The sequence below is a fragment of the Salinispora oceanensis genome (assembly GCF_000383575.1).
Classification (GTDB): Bacteria; Actinomycetota; Actinomycetes; order Mycobacteriales; family Micromonosporaceae; genus Micromonospora; species Micromonospora oceanensis.
Genome location: NZ_KB911579.1, coordinates 5,131,097 through 5,151,672, shown reverse-complemented (window position 1 = coordinate 5,151,672; position 20,576 = coordinate 5,131,097). Strand labels below are relative to the sequence as shown.

At 70.6% G+C, this 20,576-nt stretch carries 20 protein-coding genes; 8 read left to right on the top strand and 12 right to left on the bottom strand.

From position 1 onward, the window contains the following. Positions 1-2: 2 nt before the first annotated feature. Entirely contained in the window at positions 3-1,127 is a 1,125-nt protein-coding gene (locus tag SALPAC4_RS0123695; RefSeq protein ID WP_019872491.1) for a sulfotransferase family protein, read from the top strand. Here the strand turns inward: SALPAC4_RS0123695 and SALPAC4_RS0123690 are convergent. Next, entirely contained in the window at positions 1,124-1,996 is an 873-nt protein-coding gene (locus SALPAC4_RS0123690; protein WP_019872490.1) for a TIGR03619 family F420-dependent LLM class oxidoreductase, read from the bottom strand. The genes SALPAC4_RS0123695 and SALPAC4_RS0123690 overlap by 4 nt on opposite strands. A gap of 106 nt (positions 1,997-2,102) precedes the next feature. On the opposite strand from SALPAC4_RS0123690, the gene SALPAC4_RS0123685 reads away from it, so the two are divergent. Then, complete coding sequence (locus SALPAC4_RS0123685; RefSeq protein WP_019872489.1) at positions 2,103-2,858, top strand: SDR family oxidoreductase; 756 nt, start codon at positions 2,103-2,105, stop codon at positions 2,856-2,858. A gap of 375 nt (positions 2,859-3,233) precedes the next feature. Here the strand turns inward: SALPAC4_RS0123685 and SALPAC4_RS0123680 are convergent, their stop codons facing one another. From SALPAC4_RS0123680 to kstD, 4 genes are all read right to left on the bottom strand, one after another. Further along, positions 3,234-3,716 (bottom strand): pyridoxamine 5'-phosphate oxidase family protein, encoded by a 483-nt coding sequence (locus SALPAC4_RS0123680; RefSeq protein WP_019872488.1) that lies wholly within the window; start codon positions 3,714-3,716, stop codon positions 3,234-3,236. Positions 3,717-3,782: 66 nt separating this feature from the next. Continuing rightward, positions 3,783-4,544: a glucose 1-dehydrogenase gene (locus SALPAC4_RS0123675; protein WP_019872487.1), complete on the bottom strand. Its 762-nt coding sequence runs from the start codon at positions 4,542-4,544 to the stop codon at positions 3,783-3,785. Between the two features lie 135 nt (positions 4,545-4,679). Then, on the bottom strand, positions 4,680-5,699 hold the full coding sequence (locus tag SALPAC4_RS0123670; protein ID WP_027645047.1) for a synaptic vesicle VAT-1 family membrane protein: 1,020 nt from the start codon (positions 5,697-5,699) through the stop codon (positions 4,680-4,682). Between the two features lie 149 nt (positions 5,700-5,848). Further along, on the bottom strand, positions 5,849-7,498 hold the full coding sequence (kstD, locus tag SALPAC4_RS0123665; RefSeq protein ID WP_019872485.1) for a 3-oxosteroid 1-dehydrogenase: 1,650 nt from the start codon (positions 7,496-7,498) through the stop codon (positions 5,849-5,851). Positions 7,499-7,775: 277 nt separating this feature from the next. On the opposite strand from kstD, the gene SALPAC4_RS0123660 reads away from it, so the two are divergent. Continuing rightward, positions 7,776-8,459 carry a PaaI family thioesterase gene (locus SALPAC4_RS0123660; RefSeq protein WP_019872484.1) on the top strand — a complete coding sequence of 228 codons (684 nt, stop codon included), beginning with the start codon at positions 7,776-7,778 and terminating at the stop codon, positions 8,457-8,459. Positions 8,460-8,540: 81 nt separating this feature from the next. On the opposite strand, the gene SALPAC4_RS0123655 is transcribed toward SALPAC4_RS0123660, so the two are convergent. The 3 genes from SALPAC4_RS0123655 to kstR form a co-directional block, all read right to left on the bottom strand. Continuing rightward, complete coding sequence (locus SALPAC4_RS0123655) at positions 8,541-9,281, bottom strand: hypothetical protein (protein ID WP_019872483.1); 741 nt, start codon at positions 9,279-9,281, stop codon at positions 8,541-8,543. Between the two features lie 62 nt (positions 9,282-9,343). Next, a complete protein-coding gene (locus SALPAC4_RS28865) occupies positions 9,344-9,466 on the bottom strand; it encodes a hypothetical protein (protein WP_263404843.1) in 123 nt (40 codons plus the stop codon). A gap of 235 nt (positions 9,467-9,701) precedes the next feature. After that, positions 9,702-10,322 carry a cholesterol catabolism transcriptional regulator KstR gene (gene kstR, locus SALPAC4_RS0123650; RefSeq protein WP_033664490.1) on the bottom strand — a complete coding sequence of 207 codons (621 nt, stop codon included), beginning with the start codon at positions 10,320-10,322 and terminating at the stop codon, positions 9,702-9,704. Positions 10,323-10,467: 145 nt separating this feature from the next. Here kstR and SALPAC4_RS0123645 point away from each other — a divergent pair, with 145 nt between their 5' ends. From SALPAC4_RS0123645 to pip, 5 genes are all read left to right on the top strand, one after another. Then, positions 10,468-12,717: an acyl-CoA dehydrogenase gene (locus tag SALPAC4_RS0123645; protein WP_019872481.1), complete on the top strand. Its 2,250-nt coding sequence runs from the start codon at positions 10,468-10,470 to the stop codon at positions 12,715-12,717. Between the two features lie 41 nt (positions 12,718-12,758). Beyond that, a complete protein-coding gene (locus SALPAC4_RS0123640) occupies positions 12,759-13,757 on the top strand; it encodes a bifunctional MaoC family dehydratase N-terminal/OB-fold nucleic acid binding domain-containing protein (protein WP_019872480.1) in 999 nt (332 codons plus the stop codon). Further along, the gene (locus tag SALPAC4_RS0123635) at positions 13,754-14,143 is read left to right on the top strand and encodes a hotdog family protein (protein ID WP_019872479.1); all 390 of its coding nucleotides are present in this window, start codon (positions 13,754-13,756) and stop codon (positions 14,141-14,143) included. Before SALPAC4_RS0123640 ends, SALPAC4_RS0123635 begins: the two co-directional genes overlap by 4 nt. Beyond that, positions 14,140-15,327 carry a lipid-transfer protein gene (locus tag SALPAC4_RS0123630; protein ID WP_019872478.1) on the top strand — a complete coding sequence of 396 codons (1,188 nt, stop codon included), beginning with the start codon at positions 14,140-14,142 and terminating at the stop codon, positions 15,325-15,327. Before SALPAC4_RS0123635 ends, SALPAC4_RS0123630 begins: the two co-directional genes overlap by 4 nt. A gap of 65 nt (positions 15,328-15,392) precedes the next feature. After that, positions 15,393-16,358: a prolyl aminopeptidase gene (gene pip, locus SALPAC4_RS0123625; protein WP_019872477.1), complete on the top strand. Its 966-nt coding sequence runs from the start codon at positions 15,393-15,395 to the stop codon at positions 16,356-16,358. On the opposite strand, the gene SALPAC4_RS0123620 is transcribed toward pip, so the two are convergent. The 4 genes from SALPAC4_RS0123620 to SALPAC4_RS0123605 are packed head-to-tail and all read right to left on the bottom strand — an operon-like array spanning position 16,349 to position 20,551. Then, a complete protein-coding gene (locus SALPAC4_RS0123620; RefSeq protein ID WP_027645045.1) occupies positions 16,349-17,440 on the bottom strand; it encodes an acyl-CoA dehydrogenase family protein in 1,092 nt (363 codons plus the stop codon). The two genes, pip and SALPAC4_RS0123620, sit on opposite strands and share 10 nt — an antisense overlap. Continuing rightward, positions 17,437-18,444, bottom strand: coding sequence for an acyl-CoA dehydrogenase family protein (locus tag SALPAC4_RS0123615; protein ID WP_018736638.1), 1,008 nt, complete (start codon positions 18,442-18,444; stop codon positions 17,437-17,439). The genes SALPAC4_RS0123620 and SALPAC4_RS0123615 overlap by 4 nt, the downstream gene beginning before the upstream one ends. Next, positions 18,441-19,709 carry an acyl-CoA dehydrogenase family protein gene (locus SALPAC4_RS0123610; protein WP_019872475.1) on the bottom strand — a complete coding sequence of 423 codons (1,269 nt, stop codon included), beginning with the start codon at positions 19,707-19,709 and terminating at the stop codon, positions 18,441-18,443. Before SALPAC4_RS0123610 ends, SALPAC4_RS0123615 begins: the two co-directional genes overlap by 4 nt. Then, positions 19,706-20,551 carry an enoyl-CoA hydratase gene (locus tag SALPAC4_RS0123605; RefSeq protein ID WP_018734332.1) on the bottom strand — a complete coding sequence of 282 codons (846 nt, stop codon included), beginning with the start codon at positions 20,549-20,551 and terminating at the stop codon, positions 19,706-19,708. The genes SALPAC4_RS0123610 and SALPAC4_RS0123605 overlap by 4 nt, the downstream gene beginning before the upstream one ends. Between the last annotated feature and the right edge of the window lie 25 nt (positions 20,552-20,576).

Below are 20,576 nucleotides of genomic sequence, written 5' to 3'. Positions count from 1 at the left end.
GCATGAGCAGCACCCGTACGGACGTCGGCACGATCGAGGACCTCCACGCCTCGGCGACCCGGTTCACCGGGCTCGACGACTTCGGCGACGACGACTACCGCGAGGGGATGGGCGAACTGCTCGCCGCGTACCGGAATGAGGCGGCCCTCACGCCCACCGGGAGCAAGGTCTCCCGGGCGTTTCTCCGCGCGGCACTGGTGTCCCGACTGCTCAGCGAGGCCGCATGGCGGCAGTTCCCGGAGTACGCCGAGGTCCCGGTGGCCCGGCCGGTCTTCGTGACCGGCCTGCCCCGAACCGGCACCACCGCCCTGCATCGGTTGCTCACCGCCGACCCCGCACACCAGGGCCTCGAACTGTGGCTGACCGAGGTTCCCCAACCCCGCCCGCCGCGCAACACCTGGGAGTCAAATCCCGTCTACGCCGGTCTGCAGGCCGGCTACGAGCAGTACCACGAGACCAACCCGAGCCTGCGGGGTGCGCACTACACCGCGGCCGACCAGGTGGAGGAGTGCTGGCGCTTGCTGCGGCAGTCAATGATGTCGGTGTCCTTCGAGTGCCTGGCCTACCTGCCGAGCTACTCGCGGTGGTTGAGTGCGCAGGACTGGACCGCTGCCTATCGGCGGCACCGGCGCAACCTTCAGCTCATCGGCCTGCACGACCGAGATCGTCGCTGGGTGTTGAAGAACCCGAGCCACCTGTTCGCCCTCGACGCGCTACTCGCTGTCTACCCCGACGCCGTGGTGATCCAGACGCATCGCGCGCCGCGGGAGGTGGTCGCCTCGGTCTGCAGCCTCAACGCACAGGCGTGCGAGGGCTGGTCGGAGCTGTTCCGCGGGGAAGTGCTCGGTGGGGCGCAGGCGCAGCTCTGGTCGCGTGGGCTGCGGCGGTTCATGGCCGACCGCGAGCGACACGATCCGGCACACTTCATCGACGTCTCCTACGACGACTTCGTCGCCGACCCGCTCCGGGTGGTGGAGGCGATCTACGACCGGTTGGGGGCCCGGTTGACCGCTGCCGCGCGAGCCGCGATGAGCTCGCTGCACCAGCGGCGAACGCGCCCCGCACACCGCTACGATCTCGCTGATTTCGGACTGACCCCGGCTGCGGTGGACGCCACCTTCGCCTAGTGGATCTTGCTGATCACCTCGTCGGCGAAGCGGCGGATGCCGTCCCGCTTGGCGGCGAGGTCGCCGTCGAAGCCGACGCCGTAGAAGCGCCAGGGCATCACGATCGCGTCGGTGACGCCAGCCTCGGCCTGTTGCTGGAAGCCCGCCAGGCTGAATCGGTCAATGCAGACCGCCTGGATTTCGAACGGCTGGTCGGCCCGGTCGTACTCGACGCGTAGCCGGGCAAGCTGGTCGATCGTCGCGCGCAGCTCGTCGAAGCGCATCATGGCGGAGGACCAGCCGTCGCCCAGCCGGGCCGCACGGCGCAACGCCGCATCGGTGTGACCACCCACGTAGATCGGGACCTGCGCGGTCGGGGCCGGGCTCATCTGTAGCCGGCCGAAGTCGAAGTGCTTGCCGTGGTGCTCCACCATGCCACCGCCCAGGATCAGCCGCAGCACCTCAATCGCCTCGTCGCCCCGGGCGCCCCGGGCGGCGAACGGCGAGCCGCACCAGAGTGACTCCTCCGGCGACCAGCCCAGCCCGACGCCGAGCCCGAACCGATTACCGGTCAGGTTTGCCACCGACCCGACCTGCCGCGCCAACAGGACCGGGTTGCGGGGACCGAGTTTGAGCACCTGGGTGTAGAACCGGATCCGGGTGGTGGCGGCGCCGAGCGCGGCGGCGGCCACCAGCGGGTCGACCCAGGGCGTCTGGGCATCCCAGAACCGGCTGCCATCCGGCGTGTACGGGTACTTGGCGCTGACCTCTTCGGAGTAGAAGAGCGAGTCGGGGAGGGCGATGGCCGAGAAGCCGCATTCCTCGGCGGTTTGTGCCAGATCGGTGAGTTGGTCGAGCGGGCTGAGTGCGATCCCGAGGCTGAACTTCATCTATGGACTGTAACGTGTTCTACCGGATCGCGGCAGGGCTTTGGATGGGCCTTGTTGGGCTGGTTTCGGGGTCGACCGGTGAATGTCAGAGGGTTAACATCAATCGATGGAGCATCTCGATTTCACCGGTCGCGGTGTGGTCGTCACCGGGGGGACGCGGGGGATCGGTGCCGCGATCGCCGCGGCCTTCCTCGCGGCGGGTGCCCGGGTGCTGGTCTGTGGCCGGACCCCACCGTCCTCGGTGGTGCCCGACTTCGTGCCGGCTGACGTCCGTGACCCCGCGCAGGCGGCCGCCCTGGTGGCGGCGGCGGTTGACCGGTTCGGTCGCCTCGACGTGGTGGTGAACAACGCCGGTGGGGCGCCCTCGGCGGTGGCGGCCAGCGCCTCACCCCGGCTGCACGCCAAGATTGTGGAGCTCAACCTGGTTGCGCCGTTGCATGTCGCGCAGGCGGCCAATGCGGTCATGCAACAGCAGCCCGGTGGCGGGGCCATCATCATGGTGGGAAGTGTCAGCGGCACGCGTCCATCCCCTGGCTCCGCCGCCTACGGCGCCGCCAAGGCCGGACTGCATCATCTGGCGACGAGTCTGGCCGCCGAGTGGGCGCCGGCGGTGCGGGTGAACAGTGTCGTCCCCGGTCCGGTGGCCGGCGATGGGAGCCTCCGGCTGGATCCGGCGGCGGTGGCGCGCACGGTGCCCCTGGGGCGACCCGCCACGCCGGCCGAGGTCGCCGGCGTCTGTCTGCTGTTGGCCTCCCCGCTGGCCTCCTATGTGACCGGGGCGGCGGTGGCGGTGCACGGCGGTGGCGAGTGGCCGGGCTATCTCGAGGACCTGCGCGGCCCTACTGCTGATCAGTCTTCGTAGGTAGAGAGCTTTCTCGGCGGCCTCCGGGATGAGGGTGGCCTGGACGATCGGGATGGCCGTTCGCGGATCAGCTCGGTCCGGGTGGGTCGGGCTGCGGGTGGGCGGCGGGGAATGCTGGCAAGGGTCGGTCGGCAGCACGGCGCCGGTGCTGGGCAGTGCGTCTTGGTTAATTGCCGCAATATTTGCAGATTTGTCCTATTTGAGGTATCGACGCACCGCAACGTGCCTGCTCAGGCCCTTTTATCGCGATGAATCTAGACCGTTGGTGTTCAGGTGAGTCACCACGCCGCCGTGCCGACGATACGCGAGGAGGCGGGGTGAACCGGCTGGCCGGGCAACTTTGGCACCGGGGGATGACCGGCGCCGGGGCGGCCCTCAGGTCGCCAGTCGGCGGTGGTCCCAGCTGACCACCCGCCGCGGCTCCACCAGATAGGCCGCCCGCTTGGCCGCCGCGTGCGCGACATAGCCGTCGAGCGCCGCTGCCACCTCATCGGGCGGCATATCGCCTGCCGCCAGCGGGCTGGGCATCCGCGCGGCGATCAGGCGGCCGACCACGGTGACCCCCGCCAGATCGTCGATCCGGGTGACCTCGCCGGTCACCTGGACGCCGCGCAGCTCGAAGTAGCCGTCGCCCTCCTCGACCAGGCAGGTCACCCGTGGGTCTCGGGCCAGGTTCCGGGCCTTCTGCGAAATGCGGTAGGTCCAGAAGGCGATACGTCCGCCGTGCATCGCGTAGAACATACTGACCAGGTGCGGTGTGCCGTCCCGGTTGACGGTCGCGAGCTGGAGCTTCCGGCCCTGGGCCAGGTGTTTCTCGACGTCCGCGGGTGGCATCGCCACCATGGCACGCTGGTTCACGACTCCTCGCCCTCCGCGCCGCCACCCGAACCGGGTGCGGCCATCGCTCGATCCAGCGAGGTCATCTCAGTATCCCGGTCCGGACAGTAGCCCGCCGTCGGCCACGAACTCGGCGCCCGTGGTGTATGACGATTCGTCGGAGGCGAGGAACGCCACCAGCCGGGAGATCTCCACCGGCTCGGCGAGTCGGGCGATCGGCAGCGAGGTGAGAAACGCGTCCGAGTCAAGGGCGGGCATGGTCTCGGCGGCGGCCAGCGCCATCGGGGTCAGCACGCCACCGGGGTGGACCGAGTTGACCCGGATGCCGGCCGGCCCGAGCTCCTGGGCCGCGGACCGGGTGATGCCGCGGATCCCGAACTTGCTGGCGCTGTAGGCCGAGAGGCCGGCCGCGCCGACGAAGCCTTCGATCGACGACACGTTCACAATCGATCCGCCGCCGGCCCTCGTCATCGCCGGCGCCACGGTGTGGATGCCGAGCCAACAGCCGGTGAGGTTGACGTCGATCACGTGGCGGAACTCGGCCGGATCCATCGTGGCGATCGCCGCGTGCCGGAAGACGCCGGCGTTGTTGACCAGAACGTCGATTCGGTCGAACGCCGCCAGCGTGGTGGCGACCGCGGCCGCCCACTCGCCTTCGCTGGTGACGTCGTGGTGCGCGTAGCGGCAACGATCAGCACCGAGGCTGTCGGCGAGGGCTGTGCCGCGGTCATCGAGGATGTCGCCGATGACCACCCGGGCCCCCTCGGCGACGAACTGCCGGGCATGTGCCTTGCCCATGCCGCGCGCGCCACCGGTAATGAGCGCCACCTTGCCGTCCAGTCGCCCCATAAGCCCTCCTGCCAAGCGCTTGCTTGGTAGGATAGCATCGGCGAGTCACCAGTGCCGCAACGAAAACGGCCGCCGCGGGCTGCAGCCGCGGCGGCCGTGGACAATCGGCTGGTCGCCCGACCTCCCGAGGATTCGTCAGGGTACGAGGACCACCTTGCCGATGTTGCGACGCTCGCCGATCCGGCGGTGCGCCGCCGCGGCCTCCTCGAACGGAAACACCTGGTCGATCCGGGGCTTGATCGCACCCTCGCGCCACAGGTCCAGCAGCGCGGTCAGCTCCTCACGCAGCAGGTCGGTGCGCTCCCACAGGTGTCCCAGATTGACGCCACTGACCGTGTGGTTACGGTCCATCATCCCGTACGGCGTCAGCAGCGGCACGCCGGTGAGCTGACCGACGAGCCGGCGAAGGCTGCGCCGCTCACCGGTGGACAGGTTGGCGAAGCCGTACGCGATGAGCTGCCCAACCGGCCGGAGGAGGCTTATTCCGCGCTTCCAGTCGCGCCCGCCCAGGGAGTCCAGCACCAGGTCGAGTCCCTCGCCGCCGGTGAGCTCCCGTACCCGGGCGACGTAGTCCTCGGTGCGGTAGTCGATGGGATGGGTGCAGCCCTCCTCGCGGAGCACGGCGTGCTTGGCCGCCGAGGCGGTACCGAAGGTGACCACTCCCGGTACGGTGCGGCACAGCTGCAGCACCGCGGTGCCGACCCCACCCGCGGCCATGTGCACCAGGACGCGGGCCTCGGGGCGGAGGTTCGCCACCCGAAAGAGCATGTGGTAGGCGGTCAGGTAGTTGACCGGGATCGCGGCTCCCTCGATGAAGTCGAGGTCGTCGGGCATCGGCAGCACCCGCACGGCGGGCACGCAAACGGTGTCGGCGTGGCCACCGAAGCGCACCAGGGCCAGCACCCGTTGCCCCACCTCGAGGCCGGTGACCTCGGCGTCAACGGCGTCCACGACCCCGGCCACCTCGTAGCCCACCACGGAGGGCGGTTTCGGGGCGTCCGGATACAGCCCCTGCCGGGCCATGACCTCGGCGAAGTTCAACCCGCAGGCACGGACCGCGATGCGCACCTCACCGGGACCCGGTTGCGGATCGGGGGTTTCCCGTACCGCAAGGACCTCGGGCCCACCCGCCTTGGTGATCCAGACAGCGCGCATCGATTCCTCGACCTCCAACGTTGTTTACGCCGACTACTCCGCCGACGGTCGTCCGCTCGCCCGGGTGTTGGCCACAAGGGCTACCCGGGCGAGGCGGTGACCACCAACGGCCAGCGTAAGGGGTGCTGGTGGGCCCGAGACGGTTGCCGTCAGCCGTGGGATGATTCGGCGATGTCCAACGCGGCCAGGTACCCGAAGGTCATCGCTGGACCGAGCGTTGACCCTGCTCCGGCGTAACCCTTCCCCATGACGGCCGCGCTCGCGTTGCCGGCGGCGTAGAGGCCGGGAATGACCGTGCCGTCCTCCCGCAACGCCCGGCCCCGCTCGTCGGTGCGGACGCCGCCGTTGGTGCCGAGGTCGCCGGGGACGATCCGCATCGCGTAGAACGGTGGCAGCACCAGCGCGGCCAGGCAGGGGTTCGGCTCGTTGGTGGGATCGGCGTAGTAGTGGTCGTAGCTACTCTCGCCCCGATGGAAATCGGTGTCGCGACCGGCCTTCGCGAGGGTGTTGAAGCGGGTGACGGTGGCGCTCAGGGTTGCCGAGGGGACGCCGATCTTGTCGGCCAGGCCCTTGATGGTCCAGTCCCGGACCAGGGCGCCGGAGTCATACCACTCGCTGGGATAGGGCAGCAGCGGTGGGAGGTCACGGAACAGGTAGCGGTTGCGGTACCGCTGATCCGTGATCATCCAGGCTGGGAAGGCGTCCTGCGCGTACATGGTGCGGACCACGTCGCCGTAAGGGGCGGCCTCGTTGACGAACCGCTCCCCGGCCGGGTTGACGAAGATGTTTCCCGGCAGCGTGCGTTCGGAGAGACAGAAGTAGGGGCCGGTCGGCAGCGGGATCATCGGCCCCCACCAGGCACTGTCCATGAGGTCCAGAGCGGCGCCCGCCTCGGCGCAGGCCCGGATGCCGTCCCCGGTGTTCGACGATGCGCCGACGGTCCAGTCAGTGCCGGTGGGAGCTTCCTGGTACTGCTTGCGCATCGCCTCGTTGTGCTCGAAACCGCCGGACCCGACGATGACTCCGCGCCGGGCGGTGAGGAGGACCTCCTCGCCGTCCCGGACCACCCGTACCCCGGTGACTCGCCCCTCGCTGACGACCAACTCGGTCAGGGGGGTGTTCAGCCAGACCGGTACGTCGGCGGCGAGCAGTCCGGCGCGCAGGCCGCCCGCGAGCGCCTGGCCCATGGTGATTGGCTTCTCCCCCTTGACCCACGCCGCCAGGTAGCGCTGGACAATCTCGGTGGCCGTCGTCAGCCCGCGGGGGTGGCGGGCGATGAGGGCCAGCCACTTGTAGTCGACATCCATGACGACGGTGCCGGGCGGAGTGGCCATGTAGGGGGCGTTCAGGGCGGCGTACTCGGCGCCGAGGACATTGGCGTCGAGCGGTTGCGGCTCGATCGACCGACCACTGGGCAGGCCACCGGGCAGCTCGGGGTAGTAGTCGGGGTAGCCCTCCATCCAGGCGAACCGCAGCGGTGTGTGTTCCAACAGGAAGGAGATCATGGCGGGCCCGGCCGACAGGTACGCCTGCAGGCGGGCGGCGGGGACCTCGTCGCCGACGACCGCGGCCAGGTACTCGGCGGCCTTGGTCGGAGTGTCCGGCACTCCGGCATCGAGGAGCACCTCGTTGTTGGGTATCCAGATTCCTGCCCCGGAGCGGGCGGTGGTGCCGCCGTAGACATCGGCTTTCTCCACCACAACGGCCTGCAGGCCGCGTTTCGCCGCGGTAAGCGCACCCACCATGCCGGCCGCGCCGGCACCCACCACCACTACGTCGTACTCGACCACGGTCGTCATCGGACCCCCAGCCCAGCGGAAACAGATGGTGGAACACGTTACTGTATTCAGATCGGCGCCGGGAGGTATCGCATGCACATACTTGAATCAAAATATTGATCTTGATTGTGCCAACCGGCGGTCGTGACGATGCCCGGCCCGGACCGCCGCGAGCGACGCGGACGCGATCGAGGCGGCACCGGACGGTGTCATGATGGCCGTTAACCGGTCGAAAACGAGGTGCACGACGGTGACGATGAGTAGGTCGAATCACGAGCGTTGGCGTAGCCACCACCCCATGCGGGAGCAGCGGGACGCCAGCCCCGCTCTGCTGGACCGGCGGGAGGCCATCGCGGAGTTGGGAGACGCCTTACGCGACCTGGTCGAGCAGGCGGTTACCACGGAGGTTCCGGCAGCCCAACTCCGTCAGGTCACGGCCGACCTGCGCCGAGCGGCGCGCCCGTTGACCACGGACGAGCGGGAGGTGACGCGGATACCGAGCGCCGACGACCTGTTGGGTGGAGTCCGGATGTACAACCCGGTAACCGGCGTCGGCAGTGCCCTGGCTCCGCCACTGCGTATCGACCTGGTTGACGGGGTCGCCGTCGGCGCCTGCACCCTTGGGCCCGCCTTCGAGGGGCCGCCCCGGTACGCCCACGGCGGAGTCAGTGCCCAACTGCTGGACCAGCTACTCGGCTATGTGGCGAGCGCCAGGGGCAACGCGGGGATGACCGTCCGGCTCGACACCCGCTATCGCGCACCCATCCCGTTGCGCACGCCGCTGCGCCTGACGGCCCGGGTTACCGCGGTGAACGGCCGGAAGACCACCGCCCACGGCGGCATCGCGACCGCTGCCCACCCCGACGACCTCTTGGTCGAGGCGACCGGGGTGTTCGTCGCGCCCCGACCGGAACAGTCCTGGCGGCTCTTCGGCGAGGCCCCGTACTGGGAGGCCGGCAATCCCTCCGTCGAGTACGACTGATCCGTCGCCGCGGAGCTGTCGTAGCCGGTGGAGCCGTCGTGGCCGGTGGAGCCGCTGGCGGAGCCAGCCTCGGCGTGCTGGCTAGGCCACGACGCCGGTGCGGCAGAGGAGCATGAGCTGCTGAAGGGTGAGCTCCTGAGTGTGGGCGGCAGCGTGGCTGCTGGCCCAGCCGAAAACGGTCTCGGCCGGTTGTTGGTTGGGCGTGCCCGGGGTCACGTCGTAGCCGTCGGAGGCGACGATCTTCTCGATCATCCTGGCGAGTTCGGCCGGCCCGCTGCCCGGGTAGCCGGTGCTGTAGCCGGCGGTCTGCTTCTCGGGCAGGATGTGCAGGGTGCCGCGGTCGGTGCGGGCCCAGACCATGTCGGCCTCGCGGTCGATGATCAGGGCGGCCAGCTGCTCCCCGTCGGGAAGGGCGAGGGGGGCGTAGGTGTGATGTTCCCAGTGCTCGTGGTTGCCGGTGACGGTCCGATAGTGGTGCACGGCGACGGGCAGCCAGGTGATCGGATCACGGAAGGCGCGCCAGCAGAGGCAGCCGTCACCGGCGACCGCGGAGGGAGAGTCGGGGTCGTCGTAGACGCAGGGGTGCCAGAGCTGGGGTGCCTCGTCCGGGGCGACGAGGGTGACGTGAAGGGCGTCTGGGGTGCAGGGCGTGAGTCGATCCCGCCACTCGGCCGCGTATCGGCTGGCGTAGGTGTCGAGCTGCCGGCCGGCGTTGATGGCGCCGCCGGTGTAGGCCGGCGGTTCGATGTAGAGCATGAAGTGCCAGTAGCCCCGCTCCGGGCTGTGGGTGAGATGCAGGTCCCGGTCGTGCTGATAGGTCATCGTGGGTGCTCTCCTGTCCTTCCCGGCGGATACCCTGCATCGGCAACGCCAAGACCGGCTTCCTACCAGCGGATCCGACGCGGCAGGCCCACCAGCGGAGAGCTCAGCCCGCCCGGCGCTCCGGTCAACGGCGGCGTCGCGGACGAGAACAACGGGATCGCCGTCGTGGGCAACGATCGCGTCATGGTTCCCTCCTACGCCACATCGTTGACCCAGCCGGGATTCTGGCCCCGTGGAGCCCCGTGGTGCGCCGCCGACCTTCGCCCCAGCACCGTAGGACAAGCTGGGTGACTGCGCCACCACCTAAGGTGAGTATCTATCGATTGCTAAGAATCAGCCCCCGGTCGTCTGGTGGACCGGGGGCCGGTGTCGTTCGCAGCCCGGTGGCGGCGGGCCGCCCCAGCTGTGTCGCCCTGTCCGTCAGCGCAACAACAGGCGGGCGGCGAGTTCGAGGTGCTCGTGCACGTCGTTTGCCGAGGCACGCCGGGTGACCCAGGCGACCAGGCTGGAGAGCCAGACATCACCGATGACGCGGGCCTTGGCCCGGTCGTCCGCTGATGGCTTGCCGTCCCGCATCGCCAGGATGAACATGTCTTCCATGAGTCGGGCGACGGCGTTGACCTCGGTGGCGGCGGTCGGGTCGGCGAACATGAACGCCCGGGTCATCGCTTCGGTGAGCATCGGGTCGCGCTGCATGGCGCGAGTGACCCGGCCGAGGACGAACGCGGTCCGCTCGTGTGCCGTCTCGCCCGGAATGGCCGTGCGACGGAGCCGGTCCTGCGTCCGCTCGAACTCTCGGGCCAGGGCGGAAACCAGTAGGTGGATTTTGGAGGGGAAGTAGCGGTACAACGTGCCGAGGGCGACGTTCGCGTGCTCGGCGACGGTGCGCATCTGCACCGCGTCGTATCCACCCCTGGAGGCCAGGACGAGGGTGGCGTCCAGGATGCGCCGTCGGCGTTCCCGCTGCGCCGCCGACCCCTGCTCGGCGTCGGTGAGGCTGCCCGCGCCCGGGCTTCTGGTATGTGTTCTCGACGCCACCATCTTGCCTTCCGTGATCTTGGTCGAATCGGCAGCGGCCATGCCATCCCAAGTCTAGCAACGGGCGGGTGCCGTGCGCTCGGGGTGGCTAGCGGCAGGCGGTAGAACATGTTCTACTGGCGTGAGATGTGTGGAGTAGGGAGGGTCGATGCCGATCGCGATGACCACCGACCAGTTGGCGCTCCAGGACGCGATCCGGCAGTGGGCTGCCCGAGCCAATGTCCTGGCCACCGTACGGGCGCTGGAGAACGGCCCGTCCGCAGAGGCCGATCGGCACTGGGCCGGCCTCACCGGCCTTGGCTGCTTCGCCCTGGCCGTGCCGGAGCAGCTCGGTGGTGATGGTGGCCGGGCCGGCGAGCTGGCCGCCGTGCTGGAACAGCTCACCGTCGCCCTGGTCCCCGGCCCGGTCATGCCCACCCTGCTCGCGGCCCTGACACTCGCGTCCACCGGGCCGGCACCCGTCGCGAAGAGCCTGCTGCCGGACCTTGCGGCCGGCAAGATCTCGGTCGGGGTGGCGCTCGCTCCAGGAGCGTTGACGGCCGTGCCGGTCGCCGGGGGAGCCTACCGGGTGACCGGGCAGGTCAACGCCGTACTCGGTGCGGGGAGCGCCACCCACCTGATGTTGACCGCTGGCACCGAAACCGAAACATTGTCGTTCGTGCTCGATCCGGAGCACCCGGGGGTCCACCTCACCGCACGTACGCCGGTGGACTTCTCCCGGCCTCTGGCCGACGTGCGGTTGGCGGAAGTGCTCGTTGAGCCCGATCAGCTCCTGCCCACACCCGGGCCGGACCGACTCCGCGACTGCGCGGCGCTGCTGGCCGCGGTCGAGGCGGCAGCGGTGGCCTCCTGGTGCCTGCGGACCGCCACCGAGCATGCCAAGGTACGGCGCCAGTTCGACCAGGCGATCGGGTCGTTCCAGGCGGTCGGGCACCTCTGCGCCGGGATGCTCTGCCGGGCGGAGCGGGCCAACGCGGTGGCCTGGGACGCGGCCCGCGCCTACGACCAGGCGCCGGAGGAGCTCCCCCTGGCCGCCGCCACCGCCGCCGCGATCGCCCTGGACGCGGCGGTGGACAACGCCAAAGACTGTATTCAGGTGCTTGGCGGGATCGGGTTCACCTGGGAGCACGACGCCCACCTCTACCTTCGTCGAGCACTAGCCCTACGGCAGTTGCTCGGCGGCGGTGCCCGATGGCGGCAGCGTTGCGCGGAGCTGACGTTGGCCGGGGCGCGTCGGCACGTGTGGGCGGTCGGCGACGAGTACCGGGCCGTGACGGAAGCGGCACTGCCGCCGTCCGGAGCGGAGAGTGACGCCGACTCCGCCGACCGGTTGGCGGTACGAGCCGAGCTCCGGGCGATCGCACAGCTTCCCGAGGCCGAGCGCCGGGCCCGGCTGGCGGACGGCGGATACCTCGCACCACACTGGCCCGCGCCGTACGGGCTCGACGCCGCACCCGCCCGGCAACTCCTCATCGACGAGGAACTGGACCGGGTCGGCATCATCCGCCCAGACCTGGCGATCGCCGGCTGGGCCGTCCCCACGATTCTGCGCTACGGCAGTGCCGCCCAGCGGGATCGATTCGCCGGCCCGTCCCTGCGTGGCGAGCTCACCTGGTGTCAGCTCTTCAGCGAGCCGGAGGCCGGTTCGGACCTGGCCTCGCTGCGCACCCGGGCGAACCGGGTGCCGGGTGGTTGGCGGTTGTCCGGCCAAAAGGTCTGGACGTCGCTGGCGGCCGAGGCGGACTGGGCGATCTGCCTGGCCCGTACCGATCCCACGGCGAGCAAGCATCGTGGGCTGACCTACTTCCTGGTCGACATGCGCAGCCCCGGCATCAAGATTCGCCCGCTGCGCGAGATCACCGGGCGGTCGGTCTTCAATGAGGTCTTCCTGGACGACGTCTTCGTCCCCGACGAGGGTGTGGTGGGCGAACCAGGACAGGGCTGGCGGCTGGCCCGGGCGACGCTCTCCTACGAGCGGGTCGCGATGGGGCGTGGCCCCGGATTCGGTGCCGACGTGGACCGACTGGTCCGGATGGTGGGGGCGGGTGGAGTCGCCAGTGAGCCGGGGATGCGGGAGCGCCTGGGTGGCCACATCGCGGACGGTCTCGCGGTCTCCCTGGTGGAGTGCCGGGCCACGCTACGGCAGCTCAGTGCTGGAGGAGGTGGGCCAGAGTCCGCGGTGGCCAAGTTGATTGGGGTCAGCCATCGACAGGCGGTGGCCGAGACGGCGCTGACGCTCTGCGGTCCGGACGGTGCGGCGGCCGATGGCGCGAGTGCGGAGCCAGTCCACCACTTCCTCCTCACCCGATGCCTCAGTATCGCCGGTGGAACCACCCAGATCCTGCTCTCCCTGGTGGCCGAACGGGTTCTCGGTCTGCCCCGGGCAACCACGGGCTGACTGTGGATCAGGTCGGTCGCCGGGGGAGGAGGGAGGAACCGATGGAGGACACTGTCAACGCCGCCGTGGAGCGGATCCGGGCCGCCGGTGCGGGGCCGGCCCGGCCGGCACGCGACCCGGTCAACCTACCGATGATCCGGAACTGGCTGGAGGCGATCGGCGACCGCAATCCCCGCTACGAGCAGGACGGTCTGGCACCACCAGCGATGACGCAGGTGTGGACGATGCGCGGCCTGCATCCGGTCGCGGATCCCGCCGATCCGCTGTCGGCCATGTCCGCCGTACTCGACCAGGCCGGGTTCACCTCGGTGGTGGCGACGAACTGCGAGCAGACGTACCACCGGTATCTGCGCGACGGCGAACGGGTTGAGGTGCGCAGCCGGCTGGTAGACGTGAGCGGACCGAAACGTACGGCGCTCGGCGAGGGCTGGTTTGTCACCACCGACAGCACCTGGTATGTCGGTGCGGAGGCCGTGGCGTCGATGACCTTCCGGGTGCTCAAGTTCCGGCCGCCGGACTCCACCGCGGCCACTCCGGCATCCGAGCCGGCTCCGGCGGCGACCCCCGAGCGGGCCCCGGCTCGGGCGGCCGTGTCCGAGCCGGCTCCGGCGGCGACGTCCGAGCAGCCGCCCGCCCCGGCGGCGGCTGACGTGCTCCGGCCGGTCGTCACCCGGGACACCGCCTTCTTCTGGGCCGGCACCGCCGCCGGCGAGCTGCGCATCCAGCGGTGCGGCGGTTGTGGTCAGCTGCGACATCCGCCGGGGCCGGCCTGCCGACAGTGCGGCGCCGACCGCCAGGACCACCTGGTCGCCCGCGGTACGGGTGAGATCTTCAGCTTCGTGGTGCACCGCCACCCGCCGGTGCCGGGGCGGCGGTTGCCGATCGTGGTTGTTCTGGTGGAGTTGACCGAAGGGGTACGGATGGTGGGCGAGTTGCTCGGCGCAGATCCGGCGCAGGTGCGGATCGGCGCCGCGGTCCGGGTCGACTTCGTACCGGTGGACGCCGAGCTGACCCTGCCGGCATGGCGGCTGCTGCCATGAACGTGGCGGTCGGCGTCGTCCTGCCGGAACTGCGGATCCCGGTCACCCCGACCTTCGTGGTCAGCACCGCCGTGGCCACCCGGGACTTCCAGGATGTGCACCATGATCGGGACCAGGCCGTTCGGCGGGGCTCGAAGGACATTTTCCTCAACATTCTGACCACGACCGGACTGGTGCAGCGGTACGTGACCGACTGGGCGGGAGCGACCGCGATGGTGCACCGCGTCGCAATCCGGCTCGGGGCGCCTTGCTACGCGTACGACACGCTCGTCCTGACCGGTCAGGTGACGCAGGTGTCGGCAGCGGGGTGTGTGGTGGCCGTGGTGGGGCGGGTTACCGGGGGCGATCACGTCACCGGGCAGGTTGAGGTCGGGAGGCTTCCGTGATCTCGGGAAGAGCGGCGATCGTCGGGGTCGGTGAGACGGAGTTTTCGAAGAACTCCGGCCGCAGCGAGCTCCAACTGGCGGTGGAGGCGGTCCGTGCCGCACTCGCTGACGCCGGGCTGGCGCCGGCCGATGTCGACGGTCTGGTGACCTTCTCCATGGACAGCACCGCCGAGATCGCCCTGGCCCGGGAGATCGGTGCCGGGGAGCTCCGCTTCTTCAGTCAGGTCGGCTACGGCGGCGGCGCCGCCTGCGCCACGGTGCAGCAGGCGGCCCTGGCGATCAGCGCCGGGGTGGCGCGGGTCGTGGTGTGTTACCGCGCGCTCAACGAGCGCTCCGGCCGCCGTTTCGGCCGGGTGTCTCGGGACGTCTCGAGCGCACCGACCAGCTCCGGCGTCGACAATGGCTGGCACTACCCGATGGGGTTGGGTACCCCGGCCGCTACCGTGGCCATGGTCGCCCGGCGCTACCAGCACGTCTTCGGGGCCACCGGGGAGGACTTCGGCCGGGTGGCGGTGGCCGCGCGCCGGCATGCCGCGACCAACCCGCGAGCCTGGTTCTTCGAACGACCGATCACCCTCGCCGACCACCAGGCGTCCCGGTGGATCGCCGAACCGCTTCGGCTCCTGGACTGCTGCCAGGAGAGCGATGGAGCGGTCGCCGTGGTGGTGGCCGGCGTCGAGCAGGCCGCCGACCTACGGCAGCCCCCCGCGGTGATTACCGCTGCCGCGCAGGGCAGTGGCGCGGATCAGTACATCATGACCAGCTACTACCGCGACAACCTGACCGGGCTACCGGAGCTCGGCGTGGTTGGGCGGCAACTCTGGGAGCAGTCCGGTCTCGTCCCCGAGGAGGTGCGGGTCGCGGTGCTGTATGACCACTTCACCCCGTACGTCCTGATGCAGTTGGAGGAATTGGGGTTCTGCCCGCCGGGCGAGGCACGGCACTTCATCGCCGACGGCGCGATCGAACTGGGCGGTCGGCTCCCGGTCAACCCGCACGGTGGGCAGCTCGGGGAGGCCTACATCCATGGGATGAACGGCATCGTGGAGGCGGTCCGGCAGGTCCGGGGAAGTTCGGTCAACCAGGTCGCCGGGGCTGGCCCGGTGTTGGTGACCGCCGGCACCGGCGTACCGACCAGCGGCCTCCTGCTCGGGCCGGCGGACCCCGGCGCTGTCGGGCCCTGACCCCTCCGGCTCCGGCTGCGGTTGGGCCCGAGCGCGGTCGGAGCTCAACTGGTTGAATCACGCGGATGACGCGTTTGTATCCCGAGATCGAACCCTTCGCGGCCGGCTTGCTCGATGTCGGGGACGGCCACCTCGTCTATTGGGAGAGCTGCGGCAACCCACTCGGGAAGCCGGCGCTGGTGTTGCACGGTGGCCCCGGTTCCGGCGCCAGCGCCGGCTGGCGGCGGTTCTTCGATCCGGCCGTCTACCGGATAGTCCTGTTCGACCAGCGGGGGTGCGGGCGCAGCACACCGGACGCGGGCGACGCGCGAACCGACCTGTCCACCAACACCATGCCGCACCTGCTGGCCGACATCGAAAAGCTGCGCGAACACCTGAACATCGACCGGTGGCTGCTGCTCGGCGGATCGTGGGGCAGCGCGCTCGGCCTTGGCTACGCCCAGCGGCACCCCGACCGAGTCACCGAGATGGTGTTGTTCAGCGTCGTCACCAGCACCCCGGCCGAGCATCGGTGGCTCACCCGCGACCTCGGACGGATCTTCCCCGAACAGTGGGACAGGTTCTTGGATGCGGTACCGGCCGCCGAACGCGACGGCAACCTGCCCGCCGCCTACGCCCGGCTGTTGGCCGATCCGGACGAGACGGTACGCGACCGTGCCGCCCGCGCCTGGTGCGCCTGGGAGGACGCCCTCGTCTCGAACCTACCCGGCAGTGGACCCGACCCCCGGTTCGAGGACCCGGCGTTCCGGATGACCTTCGCCCGCCTCGTCACCCACTACTGGGCACACGACGGTTGGTTCGCCGACGGCGAGTTGCTGGCAGGTGCGCACCGGCTCGCCGGAATTCCCGGTGTGCTGGTTCACGGCCGACTCGACCTGGGCAGCCCGGTGGATGTCCCGTGGCAACTGTCCAGGGCCTGGCCCGCGGCGCGGTTAAAGTTGGTTGACGAGGCCGGTCACGGCGCCGGACACGGTGTCGGAGACGCGGTCCTCAGCGCCTTGGACCGCTTCGGCGCCTCCGGTCACGACTGAGTGCCGATAACCGCCTCCGCGAGCCGGGCGAGATGTGCCCGCGGGTGCCCGAAGAGGTGAGCTGCCCCGTGGGCCCGTTTGAAGTAGCGGTGCGCGTCGTGCTCCCAGGTGATACCGATGCCGCCGTGTAGCTGGATCATCTGCGCGGCGGCCTGCTCCAGCGCCTCGGCGCAGTGGACCGCGGCTCCGGCGGCGAGCAGGGGGGCGTCGGGTGCGTCGGAGTCGAGGCTCGACACCGCCGCGTACGACAGGGAGCGAGCGCTCTCCACCGCGACGTGCAGGTCGGCCAACCGGTGCGCGATCGCCTGGAAGGCGCCGATCGGCCGGCCGAACTGCACCCGGCTCAGCGCGTACGCCACGGTCAGCTCCACCGCCCGGGTAGCCGCACCGACCTGCTCGGCGCTGAGCGCGACGCAGGCGATGTCCCGGACCCGCTCCAGCGGGTTCACCTCGCCCAGCTGACGACCGGTTGCCCCGTCGAGCACGACCACCCCCAGCCGGCGAGTCAGGTCCACGGTGGTGACCGGGCGTCGTCGAACGCCGGCAGCGTGTGGATCCACCTCGAAGAGTCGGACCCCCACGGGGGTGCTCGCGGCGACCAGCAGCACGTCGGCCAAGGGGGCGTCGAGCACGTAGTGCGCCTCGCCGGTGAGCCGGCCGCCGTTCGTCGCGGTGAACGCGGGCCGGTGTGGATCCCAGTCACCGTGCTGGTCGGTCCAGGCGAGCGCGGCCAGCCGTTCTCCGCCGACCAGGTCGGGCAGGATCCGGCGGCAGGCCGCCTCGTCCCCGCTGTGCAGCAGGGCCTGGCTGGCGAGGACCGCGCAGCCGAGCATCGGCGCGGGGGTGAGGGTACGGCCCAACTCGTCCAGCACGATGTGGGCCTCGCCCAGCCCGGCACCGAGCCCACCGAACCGTTCGGGTACGGCGAGCCCCGCCACGCCGATCTGGCCACACAGCATCTGCCAGAGCTTGGCGTCGTCTCCCGCGGTTGACTCGGTCAGCTCGGCGATGGACCGGTCGACGGTGTGCCGGGACAGCACACCGCGGACGCTCATCCGAAGGGCTTGCTGCTCCGCTGTCATGTCAGAGCTCCAGTGGCTAGTGCGGTCCGGATCCGATCGCGGTGCCAGGACTGGGTGCCCCAGGTCCGAGCCAGCGCCCAGATTCTGGTCAGCCAGGAGTCGAGGCCGGACTCCCGGGCGTACCCGATCGCCCCGTGCACCTGTAGTGCGGTGCGGGCCGCCCGTTGGGCGGCGTCGGTGCAGGCCACCTTCGCGGCGGAGACGTCGCGGGCAGCCGTGGGTGGGTGGTCGGCGAGGGCGACGGCGGCGGCGTACAGCAGCGGCCGGGCGAACTCGAGGCCGATCGCCACGTCGGCGAGCTGGTGCTTGACCGCCTGGAACTGCCCGATCGGGTGGCCGAACTGGGTGCGCTGGCCGGCGTACCGCAGGGTCGTCTCGAGCAGGGCGTGGCCCGCTCCGAGAAGCTGCGCCGCGCAGGCCAGCGCGCCGGCGTCGAGGGCGTGGGCGACGGCCGGGCCGACGGCCGGACCGGTCGCCAACAGCGCTCCGTCGGCTACCTCGACCAGTCGTCGGGTGCCGTCCACCGAGCGCCGTCGCGGCCCCGGCACCCCGAGGCGCAGCGTCTGCTCATCCGCCCGGAGAACCAGGGACACCACATCAGCGTCCGTCGCGTACGGCACGTGCGGCGGCACGGCGAGCGTCCCGATCACCTCACCGGTGGCGAGCCGGGGCAGCCAGGTCTCGCAGAGCGCGTCGTCGCCAAGCGTCGTGAGCAACATGGGCAGGGCGGCGATGGACTCGGCGGCCGGACCGGGCAGGGCGTGGTGCCCGAGCTCCTCGCATGCGACGACGAGGTCCGCCGGGTGCGCGGCCAAGCCGCCCCACCGTGCCGGCACCGCCAGACCGGTCACGCCGAGCTCCGCCAGCCGGCGCCAGAGCGCCTGCCCGGCAGCCGGGTCACCGGCGGTCCACTTCCGGGCGACGGCGGGAATGTCCGCTTCGGTCAACATCGCGTGTATGGCGGCGGCGAACTGCTCCTGCTCCGCGGAGGGGGTCAGCTTCATCGTCGATCCCGGGGCAGGCCGAGTACTCGTTCGGCGATCACCGTGCGCTGGATCTCGTTGGTGCCGGCATAGATCGGACCGGCCAGGGAGAACAGGTAGCCGTCCAGCCAGGCGTCCGCGCCGCCGGCATCGCCCGCCCGGCCCGCCGAATCCGGCCGGGGGCCGCCCGTTTCGGCGTACGGCCCGAGCAGGTCGAGCGCCACCTCGTGCAGGGCGACGTCCAGTTCGGACCAGAAGACCTTGGTCATGCTGGCGGCGTGGCCACTGTCCCGCAACGCCGTCGAACCGGCCTGCGCTGGTCGATCGGCCCGGCCGGGGGATGGCGGCGGCTCTGGCATCGGGTCGGCGGTCTCCCGGGTAGCCGTGCCGTAGCTGTGCAGCTGGTACGCCCGGGCGGCGATCCAGCCGGCGACGACGCGGTCGGACAGCGCCGGGTCGGCGTGCGCACCGGCTCGGCACCACAGCCGCACGAGCCGTTCGGCGGCGGCGGTGAAGCGTCCCGGACTGCGCAGCGACAGCCCGCGCTCGTGGCCCGCGGTGCTCATCGCGACGCTCCAACCCTGGTCTACCTCGCCGAGCACGTCGGCGTCGGGCACGAACACCTGGTCGAGGAAGATCTCGGCGAAGCCGGCCGCACCGCCTACCTGTTGGATCGGCCGGACCGTGACGCCCGCGGCGCGGAGGTCGAACATCAGGTACGTCAGGCCGCGGTGGCGGTCCGCTCCGGTGCGGAAGAGCCCGAACGCGTGATCGGCCTGTGCCGCCCGGGTGCTCCAGGTCTTCTGCCCGGACAGGAGCCACCCGCCGTCGGTGCGTACCGCACGGGAGCGGATCCCGGCCAGGTCGCTGCCGGCTTCCGGCTCCGACCAGGCCTGCGCCCACACGTCGTCGGCCCGCGCCATTCGGGGCAGCAGGCGAGCCCGCTGCTCGGCCGTACCGTGGGTGAACAGCGTTGGGGCCAGGAGGAAGAGGCCGTTCTGGTTGATCCGGACCGGAGCCCGCGCGCGGTGGTACTCCTCCTCGAAGATCAGCCACTGCAGGGGTGAGACGTCCCGTCCACCGTAGGTGCTGGGCCAGGACACCACCGACAGCCCGGCAGCGGCGAGGCGTCGCTCCCACGCCCGGTGGGCCCGGTCCCCCTCGGGGGTGTCCACGGGCGGCAACGGCGTGGTGGGCACGTTCGTGGCCAGCCACGACCGGACCTCCGCCCGGAACGCACGGGTCTCGTGGTCGAGCTCGAGGTTCATCGTGCCGACCGGGCTCACGAACTGGACCTCGCCTTCATGCTTGCGGCGTCCATTCCGGCCAGCGAGTCGCCGGCCACCTCCGCGTTGTGCGCGTGTGCGAGGTGGTGCAGACCGAAGGCCGCGTCCATCGCCGAGCGCATTCCCATCAGATCCTCTGCCTGGTTGACTGCCCGTTTGGTCAGGGCCAGTCCGAAGCGGGGCATCTCGGCGATTCGTTGCGCGAGACCGAGGGTGTGGGAGTGCAGCTCCGCCCGGGGGACGACCCGGTTGACCATGCCGACCTCGTACGCGCGCCGGGCATCGAACCGGTCCCCGGTGAAGAGGATCTCCTTGGCGAAGCGGGGGCCCAACGTCCATGGATGGGCGAAGTACTCCACGCCGGGGATACCCATCCGGACCACGGGGTCGGCGAAGTACGCGTCCTCGGCCGCGATGATCAGGTCGCAGACCCAGGCGAGCATGAGCCCGCCGGCGAGGCAGGCCCCCTGCACCATTGCGATGGTGGGCTTCGGAAGCTCCCGCCAGCGCCGGCACATGCCAAGGTAGACCTCCATCTCCCGGGCGTACCGCTGGTCGGCGCCGGACCGGCCGACGTGGTCCCACCAGAGCACCGCCCGGCGCTCGAAGCTCTTCTCGACGTCTCGGCCGGGTGAGCCGATGTCGTGGCCCGCGGAGAAGTGCTCACCGGCGCCGGCGAGCACGATGACCGCGACCGCGTCGTCATTCACGGCCGCGGCGAAGGCGGAGTCGAGGGCGTAGGTCATCGCCGAGTTCTGGGCGTTCCGGTAGCGGGGTCGGTTCATCGTGATCACCGCGGTTGCGCCCTGGCGTTCGAGTCGTACCAACTCGTCCTCTGTCACTGGGCTGCCTCCTGCCGAAGCGCCT

Coding starts and splice junctions, on each gene's coding strand:
- SALPAC4_RS0123620 (WP_027645045.1), bottom strand. CDS start 17,440: ATGACAGCGGAGCAGCAAGCCCTTCGGATGAGCGTCCGCGGTGTGCTG.
- SALPAC4_RS0123660 (WP_019872484.1), top strand. CDS start 7,776: ATGCGGGAGCAGCGGGACGCCAGCCCCGCTCTGCTGGACCGGCGGGAG.
- SALPAC4_RS0123695 (WP_019872491.1), top strand. CDS start 3: ATGAGCAGCACCCGTACGGACGTCGGCACGATCGAGGACCTCCACGCC.
- SALPAC4_RS0123670 (WP_027645047.1), bottom strand. CDS start 5,699: ATGCGCGCTGTCTGGATCACCAAGGCGGGTGGGCCCGAGGTCCTTGCG.
- kstR (WP_033664490.1), bottom strand. CDS start 10,322: ATGGTGGCGTCGAGAACACATACCAGAAGCCCGGGCGCGGGCAGCCTC.
- SALPAC4_RS0123690 (WP_019872490.1), bottom strand. CDS start 1,996: ATGAAGTTCAGCCTCGGGATCGCACTCAGCCCGCTCGACCAACTCACC.
- SALPAC4_RS0123615 (WP_018736638.1), bottom strand. CDS start 18,444: ATGAAGCTGACCCCCTCCGCGGAGCAGGAGCAGTTCGCCGCCGCCATA.
- SALPAC4_RS0123655 (WP_019872483.1), bottom strand. CDS start 9,281: ATGACCTATCAGCACGACCGGGACCTGCATCTCACCCACAGCCCGGAG.
- SALPAC4_RS0123635 (WP_019872479.1), top strand. CDS start 13,754: ATGAACGTGGCGGTCGGCGTCGTCCTGCCGGAACTGCGGATCCCGGTC.
- SALPAC4_RS28865 (WP_263404843.1), bottom strand. CDS start 9,466: ATGACGCGATCGTTGCCCACGACGGCGATCCCGTTGTTCTCGTCCGCG.
- SALPAC4_RS0123640 (WP_019872480.1), top strand. CDS start 12,759: ATGGAGGACACTGTCAACGCCGCCGTGGAGCGGATCCGGGCCGCCGGT.
- pip (WP_019872477.1), top strand. CDS start 15,393: ATGACGCGTTTGTATCCCGAGATCGAACCCTTCGCGGCCGGCTTGCTC.
- SALPAC4_RS0123645 (WP_019872481.1), top strand. CDS start 10,468: ATGCCGATCGCGATGACCACCGACCAGTTGGCGCTCCAGGACGCGATC.
- kstD (WP_019872485.1), bottom strand. CDS start 7,498: ATGACGACCGTGGTCGAGTACGACGTAGTGGTGGTGGGTGCCGGCGCG.
- SALPAC4_RS0123675 (WP_019872487.1), bottom strand. CDS start 4,544: ATGGGGCGACTGGACGGCAAGGTGGCGCTCATTACCGGTGGCGCGCGC.
- SALPAC4_RS0123685 (WP_019872489.1), top strand. CDS start 2,103: ATGGAGCATCTCGATTTCACCGGTCGCGGTGTGGTCGTCACCGGGGGG.